At 68.1% G+C, this 15,867-nt stretch carries 16 protein-coding genes; 8 read left to right on the forward strand and 8 right to left on the reverse strand.

Features of this window, described 5'->3' with window-relative positions; translation table 11 throughout:
- Positions 1 to 59 precede the first annotated feature (59 nt).
- A complete protein-coding gene (locus tag LCHO_RS05775; RefSeq protein WP_012346187.1) occupies positions 60 to 305 on the forward strand; it encodes an addiction module protein in 246 nt (81 codons plus the stop codon).
- Positions 306 to 313: 8 nt separating this feature from the next.
- Entirely contained in the window at positions 314 to 607 is a 294-nt protein-coding gene (locus tag LCHO_RS05780; protein ID WP_012346188.1) for a type II toxin-antitoxin system RelE/ParE family toxin, read from the forward strand.
- A 17-nt stretch (positions 608 to 624) separates the two neighbouring features.
- Here LCHO_RS05780 and cas7c read toward each other — a convergent pair whose 3' ends face one another.
- Genes cas7c through LCHO_RS05800 form a run of 4 tightly spaced genes read right to left on the reverse strand, consistent with a single transcriptional unit; the run spans position 625 to position 6,413 of the window.
- Positions 625 to 1,533, reverse strand: a complete 909-nt coding sequence (gene cas7c / locus LCHO_RS05785; RefSeq protein ID WP_012346189.1) for a type I-C CRISPR-associated protein Cas7/Csd2 — start codon at positions 1,531 to 1,533, stop codon at positions 625 to 627.
- Between the two features lie 26 nt (positions 1,534 to 1,559).
- Entirely contained in the window at positions 1,560 to 3,347 is a 1,788-nt protein-coding gene (cas8c, locus tag LCHO_RS05790) for a type I-C CRISPR-associated protein Cas8c/Csd1 (RefSeq protein WP_012346190.1), read from the reverse strand.
- On the reverse strand, positions 3,344 to 4,000 hold the full coding sequence (gene cas5c, locus LCHO_RS05795; RefSeq protein ID WP_012346191.1) for a type I-C CRISPR-associated protein Cas5c: 657 nt from the start codon (positions 3,998 to 4,000) through the stop codon (positions 3,344 to 3,346). Before cas5c ends, cas8c begins: the two co-directional genes overlap by 4 nt.
- 28 nt (positions 4,001 to 4,028) lie before the next feature.
- Positions 4,029 to 6,413, reverse strand: coding sequence for a CRISPR-associated endonuclease Cas3'' (locus LCHO_RS05800; protein ID WP_012346192.1), 2,385 nt, complete (start codon positions 6,411 to 6,413; stop codon positions 4,029 to 4,031).
- 299 nt (positions 6,414 to 6,712) lie between these two features.
- Here LCHO_RS05800 and LCHO_RS05805 point away from each other — a divergent pair, with 299 nt between their 5' ends.
- Positions 6,713 to 7,426, forward strand: a complete 714-nt coding sequence (locus LCHO_RS05805) for a methyl-accepting chemotaxis protein (protein ID WP_012346193.1) — start codon at positions 6,713 to 6,715, stop codon at positions 7,424 to 7,426.
- A gap of 19 nt (positions 7,427 to 7,445) precedes the next feature.
- Here LCHO_RS05805 and hslO read toward each other — a convergent pair whose 3' ends face one another.
- Both hslO and LCHO_RS05815 read right to left on the reverse strand, forming a co-directional pair.
- Positions 7,446 to 8,465, reverse strand: a complete 1,020-nt coding sequence (gene hslO / locus LCHO_RS05810) for an Hsp33 family molecular chaperone HslO (protein ID WP_012346194.1) — start codon at positions 8,463 to 8,465, stop codon at positions 7,446 to 7,448.
- 3 nt (positions 8,466 to 8,468) lie between these two features.
- Entirely contained in the window at positions 8,469 to 8,993 is a 525-nt protein-coding gene (locus LCHO_RS05815) for a gamma carbonic anhydrase family protein (protein ID WP_012346195.1), read from the reverse strand.
- 63 nt (positions 8,994 to 9,056) lie between these two features.
- Here LCHO_RS05815 and LCHO_RS05820 point away from each other — a divergent pair, with 63 nt between their 5' ends.
- A complete protein-coding gene (locus LCHO_RS05820) occupies positions 9,057 to 9,890 on the forward strand; it encodes a ferritin-like domain-containing protein (RefSeq protein WP_012346196.1) in 834 nt (277 codons plus the stop codon).
- 6 nt (positions 9,891 to 9,896) lie between these two features.
- Positions 9,897 to 10,781: an ion transporter gene (locus LCHO_RS05825; protein WP_012346197.1), complete on the forward strand. Its 885-nt coding sequence runs from the start codon at positions 9,897 to 9,899 to the stop codon at positions 10,779 to 10,781.
- Between the two features lie 21 nt (positions 10,782 to 10,802).
- Here the strand turns inward: LCHO_RS05825 and LCHO_RS05830 are convergent, their stop codons facing one another.
- Both LCHO_RS05830 and LCHO_RS05835 read right to left on the reverse strand, forming a co-directional pair.
- Positions 10,803 to 11,405, reverse strand: coding sequence for a MarC family protein (locus LCHO_RS05830; RefSeq protein ID WP_012346198.1), 603 nt, complete (start codon positions 11,403 to 11,405; stop codon positions 10,803 to 10,805).
- Positions 11,406 to 11,438: 33 nt separating this feature from the next.
- Positions 11,439 to 11,900: a hypothetical protein gene (locus LCHO_RS05835; protein WP_012346199.1), complete on the reverse strand. Its 462-nt coding sequence runs from the start codon at positions 11,898 to 11,900 to the stop codon at positions 11,439 to 11,441.
- Between the two features lie 82 nt (positions 11,901 to 11,982).
- On the opposite strand from LCHO_RS05835, the gene LCHO_RS05840 reads away from it, so the two are divergent.
- From LCHO_RS05840 to glcE, 3 genes are all read left to right on the forward strand, one after another.
- Positions 11,983 to 13,014, forward strand: a complete 1,032-nt coding sequence (locus LCHO_RS05840; protein ID WP_012346200.1) for an endonuclease/exonuclease/phosphatase family protein — start codon at positions 11,983 to 11,985, stop codon at positions 13,012 to 13,014.
- Positions 13,015 to 13,137: 123 nt separating this feature from the next.
- A complete protein-coding gene (locus tag LCHO_RS05845) occupies positions 13,138 to 14,727 on the forward strand; it encodes an FAD-linked oxidase C-terminal domain-containing protein (protein ID WP_012346201.1) in 1,590 nt (529 codons plus the stop codon).
- Between the two features lie 6 nt (positions 14,728 to 14,733).
- The gene (glcE, locus tag LCHO_RS05850; RefSeq protein WP_012346202.1) at positions 14,734 to 15,861 is read left to right on the forward strand and encodes a glycolate oxidase subunit GlcE; all 1,128 of its coding nucleotides are present in this window, start codon (positions 14,734 to 14,736) and stop codon (positions 15,859 to 15,861) included.
- Positions 15,862 to 15,867: the final 6 nt, after the last annotated feature.

The raw sequence follows: 15,867 nt of genomic DNA on the forward strand, positions 1-15,867 counted from the left end.
GGTTTTTCTCGACGGAAGGTGCGCCTTAAACTGTGGCGAAAGTTGACCAGGAGTTGCCCATGCCCACGCCGCTGGATCTCGTCGAAGCCGAAGCGATGAAGCTGTCGCCCGAGGAGCGATCCTTGCTGGCCGAGCGCCTGCTGGTGAGCGCGCAATACGCGCCATCGCTGCATCCGGCGTGGGAGGCTGAAATCGACCGGCGGGTGGCCGCGATGGAGGCGGGGCGTTCCCGTTTCATGCCTGCTGAAGAAGCGATGGCCAAGCTGGCCGCGCACATCCAGAGCCGCCGTCCTGCTGCGACGTGACGGGCAGCATGATCGTCAGTCTCAGCGATGAAGCTTGGGCTGACGCCAGTCAGATAGCAGACTGGTACATCGATCAGGACGCCTGGCTGGCCGCGCTGGCACTGCAAGAAGAAATCGCGCATGCATTGGCCCGCATCGAATCGTCGCCCGGGCTGGGCACACCGGCTCGGGCCGGTACCCGCATCCTGCCGATCCATCGGTTTCCGGTCTCCTTGGTTTACCGCTGGACGGATGACACCGTGCGCGTGATCGCGGTGGTCGGCCAGCGGCAGCGACCTGGGTTTTGGGTGGGGCGGGTGTAGCCGCCCGCTTGGGCCGATCAGCAGCGACGCATCAAGGTCACGCCAGGCGCGGCTTGCATGCTGGCGCCTTCTGCAATCGGTTGACCATCGAATAGCACCCTGTAGGCGCCGAAGTCCCGCGCTGGCGTGCCTGGGGCATTGGGTGTCACCGTCAGTCGGTCGAACAGGCTGTGTGCGGAAGCATTGCCCAACTCGCTGTCGTGTTTGAACACGTACAGCCCACGGGTGGCCATCTGCCCGCGTGCGGCAGAGCGGTCGTGTTCGAACATGTCCTTCAGTGCCGTCATCACCAGTTCCAGATCGCCGTCGGAGAAGCCGGTCTGTCTGGCGAGGAAGGACGAGATGAAACCATGTGAACGATACAGGCCGTAGGGCACGGTGTGCTTGCGGCCCATGGTGCGGTTGTCGCCACCTTGTTTCTCGGCCTCGGCTTCGGTGGCGACGGCCATGCGGGTGATGGAATGTTCCAGCGCGACGATGGGCTCGATCGAGCGGGCAAAGGTCATCTGCACCGGGCCGCGCACCTGACCACAATTCACGCCAGTGGACATGACTGCACCGAAGGTCCGCACATCGAAGAAGTTGGCGCACATCCATTCGCGCGCTTTGTCCACGACGTCGCCGCCACCTTTGCGCTTCTTGTCCTCGCCTTTGAGCGAGTCACCCGCGCCGACGGCAACATAAGCGCGTTCGTGCGTCTTGTTCAGGATGGCTTTTTCCTTGATGTAGATCTCGTGCGGTGGCTGTTCTCCGTGGACGAGGCCCACGTAGTTACGCACCTTGCGCTTGAGCGCCACATCGGTCATCAAACCGTGTCCGGTCTCGGCGTCGAGCCTCGGCAGGTTGCCGGCGTCCGGGTCGCCATTGGGGTTGCCGTCCTTCACGTCGAAGAGCAGAACGAAGTCGTAGCGGTGGTTCAGTGACATGGTTTCCTCCTTGATGGTTCAGTGGTTCAGATCAGACTGGTTTGAACGGGGCGTTCGGTGGCTATCGCCGCCGCAGGCGCGTCGGTCTCATTCTTGGTGAAAAAAGACTGGCGCTGGTGGTAGTAACCCAGCGCGAAGCGGCCCTGATCGGGCAGCGTCAGATGCAACGGAAAGTCGGCGATGCCGTCCATGATCTCGCCGACCAGCTTTTCGAAGTTGGTCGCCCGGCCGCGGTTCGTGAGCTTGGCAAGGTGGTGGTTCTTCAGCCGCAGCAGCGTGGTGAACACCGCAACGGGTGTGCTCGAAGCCGCACCGTAGTAGCGATCGCGGATCGTGGCGTTCAGGCCTGGGCTGGCTTCCTCCTGGATCTTTTCCAGCGTGGCGAACAGGCGGCCGAGCCGATAGGCCGCGTTTGGGTTCTGTGCGTCGAGCATGGCGGTATAGACCTCCTCTGAAGTGGGCTGTTGGAATCGGATTGAACGGTTCAGGCAGGCCTTGATGGCCGCCGCGCGCAGGTAGGGCACCTCACGCTCGGCGCGGCAGCGCACCACGGCGGCGTTTAGCCAGGTTGTCGGGAAAGGCCCGCCGCTCAAGATGGCGCGCATGACCTCGCCGCCTAGGTTAGGCGGGACATTCTTGGCCTCCCGATTCAGAGCCACGGAACGCAATAGGTGGTACAGGGCTGGATGCGGTGGCTCGGTGGGCGCGTGGATCAGATCCAAGTCGTCAAACCATTCCTTGACTCGATGTGCAACATCCCGCAACGCAGCGGCTTGCCAGAACCGAACCACGACTCGTGCCGAGTTTGGTGCCAGGCCGAGTACGAAGAAGATTCGCCCCCCGGGGGCACCGTCAAATCGTCCTGACTCAATGGAAGCAAACAGCGCCCGGACCTGATTGGTGTGGGCGTTGGGGTCGTCCGGTATCTCATCGAACAAGGCTGCAAAGCTGTTTTCGACATCCTCGTCATCGGCCGACTGCGCCCAGAAGACGGTCGCCGTATCTCCTACCTTCAGGCGCTGACGCGAACCGGGCTGCAAGAGCCGATTGAGCGCCGTCGTGTATTTGAAGACTGCTGCCTCGCCGACCGGGAAGTTGAAGCCCTGTGACTTTCCGAATGACGAGTACGCCGGACTGACGCCATCATTCACCGCAGCCATCGGCGCCGGCTTTTCACACACGCCCGCGATCGGGAAATGCAGCGCTTTTATCGCAGCCAGTTCGCCTGTTACCAGGCATCGGGCGAGGTCCGTGCCGGCCGTCGCGGGGTCAGCAACAGGTCGCCGATCGACCACTGCGCGAACGGCATCCCGCTGGACGACTAGAACGTCGTCACCAGCCAGGCGGAACGTGAAGTTGCAACCTGGGACCTTGATGCATTCAGCCCACAGTGGATCGTGATGAACCCGTTCGCGCACATCACCGTGCAGAAAACTTGCGACTGCGCGCAGGCCCGGGTCGTCTACGCCGATGTCGATCAGCGCGTCGATGCGTTTGACGAAGTGCTCATGCTGTCGCTGTGCCGTAAGAACATCCGTAGCCTTGTCCGACTTGGCGTGTCCAAGCACGAAGCCGTAATGATCCCAGAGCAGGTTGGGCTTCTCGTACGCCTTGGTTCCTTGGCGGTTCTCCGACTTGGGGACGAGGCTTGCCTTGACTTCCGAACTCTTGGCACCGGTCCGCAAGGACGTGAGTTGTATGAACGTCCCATCGGCCCGGATCTCGATCACGTAGGGAATGCGCTTCCATTCCCAGCCCTCGGGCGCAAGGTCGCCTGCGCGGTCGTAGTAGCGCACCAGTTCCTGCAGGATCATGAACGTACCTCCGCGCGCGTCAGATCCACTACGCCGCGTTGCACCTGGGAGCGGAAGAACATCGGTCGCGGGTCGGACGGGCGGGTGAAGTCCATGTCGTAGAGCATCCAGCCGAAATCACCGTCGAGGCTGGAAAGCGGCTCCGGCTCTCCAGTCGGGTTCGTCACCAGCCGAAAGCGCGCGTCGAACTCGCGGCAACCGAGATAGGGCTGATTGACGCACTGGCCCTTGCTGGCACGACGACCGAACATGTCCGCGTATTTGGCCGGGTTGGTCAGTGCCTCGCCCTTGACCGACTCGATGCGTGCGTGCAATCGATAAGCCACGTCACGCAGGAAGAGGCCGGCGCGTTGCTGGCGCTCCTCCTCGACGTAAAGGCCCAAAACGGCCGAGCCGCCTTGCATGGCGTTCTGTACGTTGCGGGTCGACACCACCGCACCCACCTCATTGCGCCGCACGCTGATCCAGCGTACCGGCGCGAGGATCTCGATCTTCTCGACCACCCAGCGGATCTCTGGCTTCCACAGGATGGACTCGAACACCGCACGGGCGGCTGAGGGGGTGATGAAGTCGTAGGACACGCGTTCGACCTTCATCTCCGGGCGAGTGAAGCAGGCGTAGTCGCCGCGGACATCGAGACAAAAGCTCAGCATTGATGGGCCTCCCTGATGACGTTGAGATTCAAAACACAAAGGCAGCCGGGTCACCCGGAGCGCCGCCGACCTGGACGCCGAGCACCGGGTCGTAGAACACATCGGATTCGGTCTGCACGTAGAGACCGGGCACACCGGCCAGTTCGCTGATGTCGCCACAGGCCAGCAGGCGCTGCAGGGCATGGCGATAGATCGTCACGCCGTAACGCTGCAGCTTGCGCATCAGCCAGCGCTGCGGTCCGTCGCGTTCGAGCATCGCGATCAGCTGGTCGACGTTGTCGCGGCAGCGCGGGCTGCGGTAGCGCACGATGACCGTGGCGGCCTCTTCGTTGTCGATGAGGCGGAAGTTCTCGGCCGCGTCGCGAAAGCGCACCGGCAGCGTCCAGGCCTGGGTGTCCACTGTCAGACGCAGCGCATCGCAGACGTCGCCGATGTCCAGCGTGTTGGCATTGCCGTACAGGTGAGCGAAGTAACGCGAGACGCGGTCGAGTGCCAGCGGATCGGTGTCGCCGATGTCATCCCACACCAGCGCGCAGGTTTGTGCGGCTTGGCGCATCAAACCGGCTGGCGGCGCCTTGGGCGGCACGAAGACATGCACCTCGCCCATCGCAAGCCGGCCCTCGCGATTGCAGCGGCCGGCGGCCTGAGCGATCGAGTCGAGCCCGGCCAGCGCGCGATAGACCACCGGGAAATCGAGGTCGACACCTGCTTCCACCAATTGAGTGCTGACCACGCGCACCGGCTCGGCTGCATCGCCGCATGCCAGTGCCTCGCGTCGTATGACCAGTGCCGCCTTGATGTCGGCGATCACCTCGCTGCGGTGCTGGGCGCACATCAAGGCCGACAGGTGGTGCAGGCCGCGCGCGCCGGTGGGTAGCTCGCGTTTCAGGCGGTCATACAGATCTCGTGCGTCAGCCCGGCGGCTGACGATGGTGAGCACGGCGTCGTGTTGTTGCAGGGCCTGCGCCGTGGCGTCCCAGGGCTGAGGTGTTGTCAGGTCCGACGGCAGGTGCACACGCACGCGTTGCAAGGCTTTGTAGAGCCCGGCCTCGTCGTCGATGATGGCGCGCACCTCGCCGCTCTGGTAGCCGCGCAGGCCACGCCCGCCGAAGTGGCGTTGTTCGGTCAGCATCGGCTGGGTGGCGGTACACAGAACGACGGTCACGCCGTGGTCGCGGACGAGCAGACGCAGCACGTCGACCACCGGCTGCAGGTACTGCACCGGCAGTAGCTGGGCCTCGTCGATCACCAGCACGCTGTGCGCCAGGTTGTGCAGCTTGCGGCAGCGCGAGGTCTTGCGGGCGAACAGGCTCTCGAACAGTTGCACGCTGGTGGTGACGATCACCGGTGCGTCCCAGTTCTCGCAGGCGAGGCGCGAGCGCGAGGTTTCGTCGCGCTCGTCGGACTCGGCGTTGCTGTGGTGTTCGAGCACGACCTCGTCACCCAGCGGGGCGAACACCTCGCGGTAGACCTGTGCGGTCTGCTCGATGATGCTGGTGTACGGAATCACCATCACGACCCGACGCTTGCCGTGATGCACCGCGTGGGTGAGTGCGAAGGCCAGGCCCGCGAGCGTCTTTCCACCGCCTGTGGGTACGGTCAGGGTGAACGTGCCGGGTGCTTCGGCCGCCTTGGTTCTGCAGGCAGCCAACACCTCGGCACGGCGGCGGTTGACCAGCGTGTTGGCCAGGCCGGCGGCGACGAGCGTTTCGGCCTTGAGTTCCATGTAGGTGTCGAAGCAGGCCAGCAGCGCACACATCGGCAGCGTCTCAGCCTCGCGGGCCTGCGCTGTGGTCGGATTCATGAATGCCTCGGTATCTAGGAAGTCGGCATCGACCAGGGCCGAGAACAGCATGCGTACCCAGAGCGCGAACCGGCCGGGGATTTCTTCCGGCCCCTTGAACGGCAGGGGCAAGGTTTTGACCGCCGGTCGATCGATCGGGGGGCGCAATACGGCTTCGGGCGGCTGTGCGTCCAAGGCGCTGGTGAATTCTCGATGTGTGTCTGCGCCTGCCAAGCGTGGCTTGAGCCCGTCGTCCCAGTTGTCGAGCCCGGCGTGGTGCCCCGCGATCACGTATTGAAGGATCCGTGCAGCCACGCAGCCTTCGGCGCCGTGCTGCTTCGACAGATGTTCCAGCGCCCACAGCGCACCGGCAGCCGAGTGGCTCTTGTCGCTTCCTTGGGGCAGCTTGCCTTCGATGTGCGCATCAGCCGCCATGCGGATGTAGCGCTGGAAGCCGGGGCGGTACTTGCCCAGGTCATGCCACAGCCCGGCAAGGTAGGCCAGATCACTGCCTGGCTGCTGCATGAAACTTTTGCACGCCCGTTCGGCCACGGACTGCAGGTGATCGTGCAGCAAATGGCCCGAACCTTTTGATGCGGTCGACGGGCTGTGTGCCCAGAACTCCGACATGTTGGCTCCTCCCTGGAAGCTTGTTTTCAGAAAGGATAGGCGTGAGGTGGCTCACCACGCGCACCACCCGACCCGCGTTTTTGTAACGCCTGTGCGGTTTTTCCACTTTGCGCAGCCTTGACCTCCACGGCTTGCTCTTGCGCAACTGTTCACGAACCTGCCATGCCCGAGGCATGCATAGCCTGCTGAAACCCCACCCAAACCCTGTTCAGGTACAGACCCTGCTTCGCTCCACCAGGCGCCTTCGGCGCCCCGCGCCGGCTCATGCCGCTGCGTCAATGATGTCCTGGAGTCGACCCATGCTGCACCCGCAACGAGCGCCTGCGCACCTCATCGGCTTGCCTGATACACCCCCGGCCACGCCGGCCCGGCTGTCGGGCGAGGTCTTCGGCCGGTTGATCAATCTGTCGGGTCGGCGCCGCTTCACGTCGCAGCGGCTGGTGCTCTACGCCTTGCTGGCCGCGCAGGGGCGCGAGGGTGCGTTGCAGGTGTCGCGCGATGCGCTGGCGGCCTTCTGCGAGGCGCATCTGCTTCTGATCGACGGCCAGGGCTCATCGCTGCCGGGGGTCTTCTGCGACGAGTTGAGGCAGGCCTATTACGCCACCGGACCGCGTGGCGGGGACGGTGGCCACGACACGATCCAGGCCTTCATCGTGCTGGCCAGGCGGGTGCACGAGGCGATCGCTGCCGGCTCGGTCGGCGCGCCGGCGCTGCTCGATCAGCTGGTCGAGCGCGGCACGCCGCTGCTGGCGGTGCTCAACCAGATCACGCAGGTCTACGAAGACCTGGCGCGGCGCCAGGCCACGCAGGCACGCAAGCAGCTGGTCGACGTGATGGGCGAGATCGAGGCCATCTCGATGCAGGCGCGCATCGTGGCCTTCAATGCCCAGGTGGTGGCCGCGCACGCCGGCAAGGCGGGCAGCGAGTTCTCGGTGGTGGCCGGCGAGCTGTCGCGCATCACCGGCCGGATCGACGAGCTGGTGCGCGACGCGCTGCGCGGCTCGGCCGCGTGATGTGCGTCGGGCGCCGGGTTCACTGCACCGTGTGCGTGCCGCCCGCCTGCGCCAGCACCGGGCTGAACAGCTCGGCCACGTCGACCGGGTCGTAGCGGTACTGCAGGCCGCAGAACTCGCAGCCGACCTCGACCTGGCCGCGTTCGATCGCGACGCTGTCGACCTCGGCGCGGCCCAGGCTCACGAGCATGCGGCCGACCCGCTCGCGTGAGCAGGTGCAGGCAAACCGCGGCGCCTGCGGCTCGAAGCGGCGCAGGTCTTCTTCCCAGAACAGGCGGCGCAGCAGGGTGTCGACGTCGAGCGTCAGCAGTTCTTCCTGCTTGAGCGTGCCGGCCAGGATGGCGATGCGGTTGTAGTGCTCGTCAAGGCCGATGTCGTCCTCGTTGCGGCGCCCGCCCAGGTTGCCCTCGCCCTGCACCGGCAGGCGCTGGATCAGCAGGCCGGCGGCGACCTGGCCGTTGGCGGCCAGCACCAGCCGGGTGTCGAGCTGCTCGGACTGCAGCATGTAGTGCTCGAGCACCTCGCTGAGCTGGGTGAGCGGCTCTTTCTGGTCGCCGTGCAGCGGCACCACGCCTTGGTAGGGCTGCTGGCCGGCGTGGCGGTCCTTGGGATCGAGCGTGATGGCGCAGCGGCCCTGGCCGTTGACGTTGAGCAGCGCGGCGATGTCGGCGCCTTCGGGCACCTCGCCGATCACGCTGGCGGTGGCGCGCAGCGCGAGATCAGGCTGCGCCTCGGCCACCGCCAGCTTGACCGGGCCGTCGCCCTGCATCTGCAGGATCAGCGCGCCGTTGAACTTGATGTTGGCCTGCATCAGCGTGGCCGCCGCGCACATCTCGCCGAGCAGGCGCTGCACCGGCTCGGGGTAGCCGCCGGCGGACTGGCGGCGCTGCAGCATCTCGGTCCAGGCGCCGGTCAGGCGCACGATCATGCCGCGCACCGGCAGGCCTTCGAAGATGAACTTGTGCAGCTCGCCGCCGGCAAAGCGCGTGCTGTCGAGCTGCGGGTGGATCGGGTCTTTCGGATCGCTGGATCGGGCCATGGGTCAACCGACTTTCTTCAATTGCTGGGGGTAGCTGCGGCCGCGCGCGGCGTAGTAGCCGGCGCCGTGGGCCAGGCGTTCAGCCTGTTCGGGGCTGAGCGTGCGGACCACCTTGGCGGGGCTGCCCATGATCAGGCTGTGGTCGGGGTACTCCTTGCCCTCGGGCACCAGCGAGCCCGCGCCGACCAGGCAGCCGCGGCCGATGCGGGCGCGGTTGAGCACGATGGCGCCGATGCCGATCAGCGCGCCGTCGCCGATGTGGCAGCCGTGCAGCATGACGCCGTGGCCGACGGTCACGTCCTCGCCGATCACCAGCTCGATGCCTTCGTCGGTGTGCAGCACCGAGTTGTCCTGGATGTTGCTGCCGCGGCCGATGCGGATGTGGTCGGTGTCGCCGCGGATCACCACGCCGAACCAGACGCTGCTGTTCTCGCCCAGGTGCACCTTGCCGATCACGTCGGCGCTGTCGGCCACGTAGGCGGTGGGGTGGACCTCGGGGGTGTCGTCACCGAGCTGGTAGATGGCCATCGGGGCTCCTGCTGTGTTCTGTCAAGGCGGCATGTGGGGCGCCAAAGGCAAAATTGTAGGGATATGGAATTGCGAAATCTGGCGCTGGCCGCCCTGTGCCTCGATGAACCCGCCGCCAAGGTGGCGGCCGTGCGTGATCTGTGGGCGCGCGCCCAGGCTGCGGCGCCGCTCGGGCTGCCGGTCGACGAGGCCGTGCTGGGGCTCGACCCCCACGCCGAACTGGCCGAGCGCGACGGCCTGCCGGGCCGCCCGCAGCGCCCGCTGCTGGTGCCGCACGTGCGCATGGCGCAGCGCTCGCCCAACACGCTGATCGGCCGCGCGGCACTGCTGCATGCGATCGCTCACATCGAATTCAACGCCGTGAACCTGGCCCTCGACGCGGTCTGGCGTTTTGCCGGCCTGCCGGCCGACTACTACCTCGACTGGCTGCGCGTGGCCGCCGAGGAGGCCGAGCACCACACGCTGCTGGCCGATCACCTGCGCACGCTGGGCCACGCCTACGGTGACTTCGAGGCCCACGACGGCCTGTGGACGATGACGTACAAGACCCGTCACGACTTCATCGCCCGCATGGCGCTGGTGCCGCGCACGCTCGAAGCCCGCGGGCTCGACGCCACGCCGCCGATCCAGGCCAAGCTGGGCCGCGCCGGCGACCATGCCGCGGTGGCGATCCTCGACGTGATCCTGCGTGACGAGATCGGCCACGTCGCCATCGGCAACCGCTGGTACGGCTGGGCCTGCGCGCGCGCCGGGCTGGACCCGCTGGCGCATTACCCGCTGCTGGTGCGCCAGTACGAGGCGCCGCGGCTGCGCCCGCCGCTCAACCGCGCGGCGCGGCTGGCGGCGGGTTTCAGCGAGGCCGAGCTGGCCTATCTCGAACACCCGGATCTGGGCTGAAGCGCGATGACCGCCACGACCCCTCCCGCGCTCGACTCGGCCAGCCACATCGACGCCGATCGTTTCGGCCGCCCCGACGGCGGCTGGCGGCTGCGGCTCTACACCGTGATCTTCGAGTCCGACACCCGCGCCGGCCGGCTGTTCGACGTGGTGCTGATCTGGGCCATCCTGGCCAGCGTCGGGGTGGTCATGCTCGACAGCGTGGCCGCGCTCAACCAGCGCTGGGCGGCGTGGTTCACGGTGGCCGAATGGCTGTTCACGCTGCTGTTCATGGCCGAATACGCGGCCCGCCTGCTGTGCGTGAAACGCCCGCGCGCCTACGCGCTGAGCTTCTACGGCGTGGTCGACCTGCTGGCGATCCTGCCCACGCTGCTGGCGGTGCTGGTGCCCGATCTGCACCTGCTGATCGACGTGCGCATCCTGCGGCTGCTGCGCGTGATCCGCATCTTCAAGCTCTCGCACTACGCCGCCGAGGTGCGCTACCTGAGCACCGCGCTGCTGGCCAGCGGCCGCAAGATCGCGGTGTTCCTGGGTTTCGTGATCCTGGTGGTGATCGTGATGGGTACGCTGATGTACGTGGTCGAGGGCCCGGGCAACGGCTACACCAGCATCCCGGCGTCGATCTACTGGGCCATCACGACGATGACCACGGTGGGCTTCGGCGACATCACGCCCAAGACCGATCTGGGCCGTTTCATCGCTTCGCTGATGATGCTGGTGGGCTGGGGCGTGCTGGCGGTGCCGACCGGCATCGTCACGGCCGAGATGAGCGCGCAGCGGCGCGGCGGTGCAGCGCCGCCGCTTGCGCCCAGGGCCTGCCCGGCCTGCCACGCCGTCGATCACCAGAGCGATTCGGCGCATTGCCGCCATTGCGGCGCGCTGCTGCCCTGAAGCCGCCCGCGTCCTTCGACCTCAGAGCGGGTTCAGGAAGTAGCGCTTGAGCCCGGCCAGGATCATCTCGACCGCCACCGCGGTCAGCACCAGGCCCATCAGCTTCTCGATCGCCGAGACCATCGAGTCGCCCAGCAGCTTGCGGATGCGCTCGGCCAGCAGCAGCACCGTGGCGCAGATCGCCATCGCGGCGGTCAGCGCGCCGGCCCAGTCGAGCAGGCGGTCGGGCTGGCGCGAGGCCAGCAGCAGCACGGTGGCCATCGCCGACGGCCCGGCCAGCAGCGGCACCGCGAGCGGAAAGATGAAGGGCTCGCGCGGTTCACCGTCCTGGCTGTAGATCTCGCTGCCGCCGGAGAAGATCATGCGGATGGCGATGATGATCAGGATCACGCCGCCGGCGACTTCGAGCGAGCGTTCGGACAGCCGCATCAGCGTCAGGAAATGCTGGCCGCTGACCATGAACACCGCCAGCACGCTGAACGCGATCAGCGCCTCGCGCAGCGCCACCCGCGTGCGCCGTTCGGGCGCCACGCCCTTGAGCACCGAGATGAAGATGGGGATGCTGCCGAGCGGGTCGAGCACCAGCAGGAGCAGGAGGAGGGCGGAGGCGAAGCTGTGATCCATCCGCGCATTGTCGCGGCGTGCCGTGGCGCGGGTTCAGCGCGGGCGTGGCAACGAGTCGAACAGGCGGCGCTCGCAGTCGCCGTCGCCGCAGCGCCCGCACGGATGGCGCCAGCGGCCGGGCGGCTGCGGGCCGGCGCTGCGCTCGCGCCGATGGGCCCGCCAGGCGGCCAGGGCCGCGTCCAGGCGGGCTTCGGGTGGGCCCGACAGCACGCTGAAACCCTGGCCGCGCTGCAGCAGGGCCAGGCGCAGTTGCGCCTCCACGCCGTCGCCCGGCGTGGCCGAGCGCATCAGCAGGCACAGGCTGATCGGGCGGGGCGAGGCCAGCACCAGGGCGTTGTCGTCGCTGACCGTCACGCCCGGGTCGGACAGCGCCGCACGCAGGGCCGCGACCAGCCGATCCTGGCCGCTGCCCGGTGCGCCGACGACGGCGATCAGCGCGGTACGGGACGACGATGTGGACGAGGATGCGGGTGAATCGGGCGGAGTGGGGCGCATGGGGTTCCGGGGTCGGGCCGCAGTGTAGAGAGCGTGCAGCCGATGCGCGATGATCGCGCCAGCATTGCACGAGGGTCGCCCCATGTCCTACCTGATCGCCTTCTGGAACCTCGAGAACCTGTTCGCGCCCGAGGGCCACCCCGGCCGCGAGCCCTGGCTGGCCGCGGCGATGCGGCGCGATCTGGCCGGCTGGACGCAGGCGCTGTTCGACCGCAAGCTCGACCAGCTGGCGGCGGTGATCGTGCAGATGAAGGACGGCGCCGGCCCCGACCTGCTGGGCGTGTGCGAGGTCGAGAACGGCTACGCGCTGCAGGCCCTGGCCGACCGGCTCAACGCCCTGCTGCCGGCCCGGCGCTACGCGGTGGTGCACGTCGATTCGAGCCGCGACCAGCGGGGCATCGACACCGCCTTCATCCATGACAGCCTGACGCTGAGCGCCCAGCCCGGCGAGCTGTTCTCGCATTGGGTGATGCGCCGCACCGGCACGCGCGACATCACGCAGGCCACCTTCGTGACGCGCGCGGGCCATCAGCTGGTGGCGCTGGCCAACCACTGGCCGTCGCGTTCGGGCGAGCCGGGCGAGGGGCCGCAGCACTCGGCCGGGTTCCGCGCCACCGCCGGCGAGACGCTCGGCTACTGGCACGAGCGCATCCGCGACGCCAAAGGCGCCGGCGTGGCGGTGGTGGCGATGGGCGATTTCAACGACGACCCGTTCGACGCCTCGATCACCGATCACGCCTCGGCCACGCGCGAGCGCGGCGACATCCAGCGCACGCAGAGCGCGCGGTTCTTCAACCTGGCGTGGCGCTACCTGACGCAGGAGGCGGTGGACCGCCGCGGCAAGCCTCGCACGCTCGACGGCACGCTCTATTTCAACGGCGACGGCCATGTGTTCGACCAGATCCTGGTCTCGCGCGGGCTGCTCGGCGGCAGCGGGCCGTTGCGGGTGCGCGACGAGACGGCGCGCATCGAGGCCTGGCCGCCGATGGTCGACCACCGCGTCGGCGAGGGGCCGATCCGCTTCGGCCTGCCCAAGGGCAACGTGGCCGAGAACGTCGACATCGACGGATTCAGCGATCACTTCCCGGTGTCGGTGCGCATCGACGAGCTCTGACGCCGGGCGCCGCACGCGGCCCGATGAAAAACCTTCACGCCCGCCGTCAAGAACTCTCACGCCACGACGCCCGCGCTTGGCCAACATGCGCCCTCGGCCGGATTCCCGGCGAGGAGACATGGCATGCAAAGCCCCGCACCCTGCGACACGACGGGTGGATCGACCGGCAGCCTGACCGCGCTGGTCCAGGCCGACAACGCGACGGCTTCGTCACGCGAAACGAAACAGGCGCTACTGGCGCAGGAGCAGCTGCGCGCCGCCCGCCAGGCCGAGGTGCTCGCCGCCCTGCGCGGCGTGCTGCCCGCCAGCAGCCTGCTGAGCCGCAACGAGGACACCACGCCCTACGAATGCGACGGCCTGACCGCCTACCGCCAGCGCCCGATGCTGGTGGTGCTGCCCGAGACCGACGCCCAGGTGGCCGCGGTGCTGCGCACCTGTCACGCGCTGGGCGTGCCTGTGGTGGCGCGCGGCGCGGGCACGGGCCTGAGCGGCGGCGCGATGCCGCACGCGCTGGGCGTGACGATGTCGCTGGCGCGCTTGAACAAGATCGTCCAGCTCGACGCCGAAGCCGGTTTTGCGGTGGTGCAGTGCGGCGTGCGCAACCTCGCCATCAGCGAGGCCGCCGCGCCGCACGACCTGTATTACGCGCCCGACCCGAGCAGCCAGATCGCCTGCACCATCGGCGGCAACGTGGCCGAGAACTCCGGCGGCGTGCACTGCCTCAAGTACGGCCTGACGCTGCACAACGTGCTGCAGGTCAAGGGCTACACCGCAGCGGGTGAGCCGATCACCTTCGGCTCGCTGGCCTCCGACGCGCCCGGGCTCGACCTGCTGAGCGTGGTGGTCGGCAGCGAGGGCATGCTGGCGGTGGTCACCGAGGTGACGGTCAAGCTGATCCCCAAGCCGGCGCTGGCGCGCTGCATCATGGCCAGCTTCGCGAGCGTGGAGGCGGCCGGCGAGGCGGTGGCCGCGGTGATCGCCGCCGGCATCATTCCGGCCGGGCTGGAGCTGATGGACCAGCGCATGACCGCGGCGGTCGAGGACTACGTGCACGCCGGTTACGACCTCGACGCCGCCGCCATCCTGCTGTGCGAGAGCGACGGCACGCCCGAGGAGGTGGCCGAGGAGATCGAGCGCATGCGCGAGGTGCTGAGCGGCTGCGGCGCGACCCGGTTGGAGGTCAGCCGCGACGAGGCGCAGCGGCTGCGTTTCTGGAGCGGGCGCAAGAACGCCTTCCCGGCCAGCGGGCGCATCAGCCCCGACTACATGTGCATGGACTCCACCATCCCGCGCAAGCGCCTGGCCGAGATCCTGCGGGCGATCGAGGCGATGGAAGTGACCTACGGGCTGCGCTGCGCCAACGTCTTCCACGCCGGCGACGGCAACCTGCACCCGCTGATCATGTTCGACGCCAACGACCCCGACCAGCTGCACCGCTGCGAGCGGTTCGGCGCCGACATCCTCGAGACCAGCGTGCGCCTGGGGGGCACGGTGACCGGCGAGCATGGCGTGGGTGTCGAGAAGCTCAACTCGATGTGCGTGCAGTTCTCGCCGCTCGAATTGGCGCAGATGCTGGCGCTGAAATCGGCCTTCGACCCGGCCGGCGTGCTCAACCCCGGCAAGGCGGTGCCCGAGCTGCACCGCTGCGCCGAATACGGGCGCATGCACGTCAAGCGCGGCCTGTTGCCGTTTCCCGAACTGCCGAGGTTCTGAGCAAGCATGAACACGATCCGACAAGACGCCGCGCTGCAGTCGCTGCAAGAGACCGTGCGCGCGGCCATCGCCGACCGCGCGCCGCTGGAGATTGCCGGCGGCGGCAGCAAGGCCTTCCTGAATCCGCCGACCGATGCGACGCTGCGCCGGCTCGACGTGCGCCCACTCGCCGGCATCAGTGCCTACGAGCCCAGCGAGCTGGTCGTCACGGTGCGCGCCGGCACGCCGCTGGTCGAGCTGGAAGCGGCACTGGCCGAGTGCGGGCAGTGCCTGCCGTTCGAACCGCCGCGGTTCGCCGTGAATGGCCCGTCGGCCGGCACCGTGGGCGGCATGGTCGCCAGCGGCCTGGCCGGCCCGGCACGCGCCAGCGTGGGCAGCGTGCGCGACTACGTGCTCGGCGCCACCCTGCTCGACGGCCGTGCCGATCTGCTGAGCTTCGGCGGGCAGGTGATGAAGAACGTCGCCGGCTACGACGTCTCGCGGCTGCTGGCGGGCTCTTTCGGGGCGCTGGGCGTGATCTGCGAGGTCTCGCTCAAGGTGCTGCCGCGGCCGGTGGCGAGCACCACGCTGCGTTTCGAGATGGACGAGGCGCAGGCGCTCGCCAGCCTCAAGGCCTGGTGTCGCAAGCCGCTGCCGATCAGCGCCAGCGCCTGGAGCCGCGGCGTGCTGTGGCTGCGCCTGAGCGGCGCGCAGGCGGCGGTGGCGTCGGCGCAGCGCACGCTGGGTGGCGAGCCGATCGCGGACGACCTGGCGCAGCGTGGCTGGCTCGACGTGCGCGACCAGAACCACCCGTTGCTGGTCGACGTGCTGCCGCGCGGGCGGCGGCTGTGGCGCCTGTCGGTGCCGCCGCACACCGGCCGGCTGGCGCTGCCCGGCGCGGTCGGCGACAGCCTGGTCGAGTGGCACGGCGGCCAGCGCTGGGCCCTGAGCGATGCGCCGCCCGCGCTGGTGCACGCGCTGGCGGCCGAGGTCGGCGGCCATGCGCGCATCTGGCGCGGCGCCTTGGCCGGCGACGCCGTGCAGCCGGCGCTGTCCGAGTTGTCGGCGCCGCTGCACGCGGTGCACCAGCGCATCAAGGACGCCTTCGATCCCCTCCATCTTTTCAACCCCGGCCGGCTGGCTGCGGGGCTCTGAGCCAGG

Origin of the sequence: Leptothrix cholodnii SP-6, from assembly GCF_000019785.1 — a bacterium.
Classification (GTDB): domain Bacteria; phylum Pseudomonadota; class Gammaproteobacteria; order Burkholderiales; family Burkholderiaceae_C; genus Sphaerotilus; species Sphaerotilus cholodnii.

Bases quoted from the DNA above. Each gene is read 5' to 3' on its own strand.
- LCHO_RS05775 (WP_012346187.1), top strand. From the start codon at position 60: ATGCCCACGCCGCTGGATCTCGTCGAAGCCGAAGCGATGAAGCTGTCG.
- LCHO_RS05780 (WP_012346188.1), top strand. From the start codon at position 314: ATGATCGTCAGTCTCAGCGATGAAGCTTGGGCTGACGCCAGTCAGATA.
- cas7c (WP_012346189.1), bottom strand. From the start codon at position 1,533: ATGTCACTGAACCACCGCTACGACTTCGTTCTGCTCTTCGACGTGAAG.
- cas8c (WP_012346190.1), bottom strand. From the start codon at position 3,347: ATGATCCTGCAGGAACTGGTGCGCTACTACGACCGCGCAGGCGACCTT.
- cas5c (WP_012346191.1), bottom strand. From the start codon at position 4,000: ATGCTGAGCTTTTGTCTCGATGTCCGCGGCGACTACGCCTGCTTCACT.
- LCHO_RS05800 (WP_012346192.1), bottom strand. From the start codon at position 6,413: ATGTCGGAGTTCTGGGCACACAGCCCGTCGACCGCATCAAAAGGTTCG.
- LCHO_RS05805 (WP_012346193.1), top strand. From the start codon at position 6,713: ATGCTGCACCCGCAACGAGCGCCTGCGCACCTCATCGGCTTGCCTGAT.
- hslO (WP_012346194.1), bottom strand. From the start codon at position 8,465: ATGGCCCGATCCAGCGATCCGAAAGACCCGATCCACCCGCAGCTCGAC.
- LCHO_RS05815 (WP_012346195.1), bottom strand. From the start codon at position 8,993: ATGGCCATCTACCAGCTCGGTGACGACACCCCCGAGGTCCACCCCACC.
- LCHO_RS05820 (WP_012346196.1), top strand. From the start codon at position 9,057: ATGGAATTGCGAAATCTGGCGCTGGCCGCCCTGTGCCTCGATGAACCC.
- LCHO_RS05825 (WP_012346197.1), top strand. From the start codon at position 9,897: ATGACCGCCACGACCCCTCCCGCGCTCGACTCGGCCAGCCACATCGAC.
- LCHO_RS05830 (WP_012346198.1), bottom strand. From the start codon at position 11,405: ATGGATCACAGCTTCGCCTCCGCCCTCCTCCTGCTCCTGCTGGTGCTC.
- LCHO_RS05835 (WP_012346199.1), bottom strand. From the start codon at position 11,900: ATGCGCCCCACTCCGCCCGATTCACCCGCATCCTCGTCCACATCGTCG.
- LCHO_RS05840 (WP_012346200.1), top strand. From the start codon at position 11,983: ATGTCCTACCTGATCGCCTTCTGGAACCTCGAGAACCTGTTCGCGCCC.
- LCHO_RS05845 (WP_012346201.1), top strand. From the start codon at position 13,138: ATGCAAAGCCCCGCACCCTGCGACACGACGGGTGGATCGACCGGCAGC.
- glcE (WP_012346202.1), top strand. From the start codon at position 14,734: ATGAACACGATCCGACAAGACGCCGCGCTGCAGTCGCTGCAAGAGACC.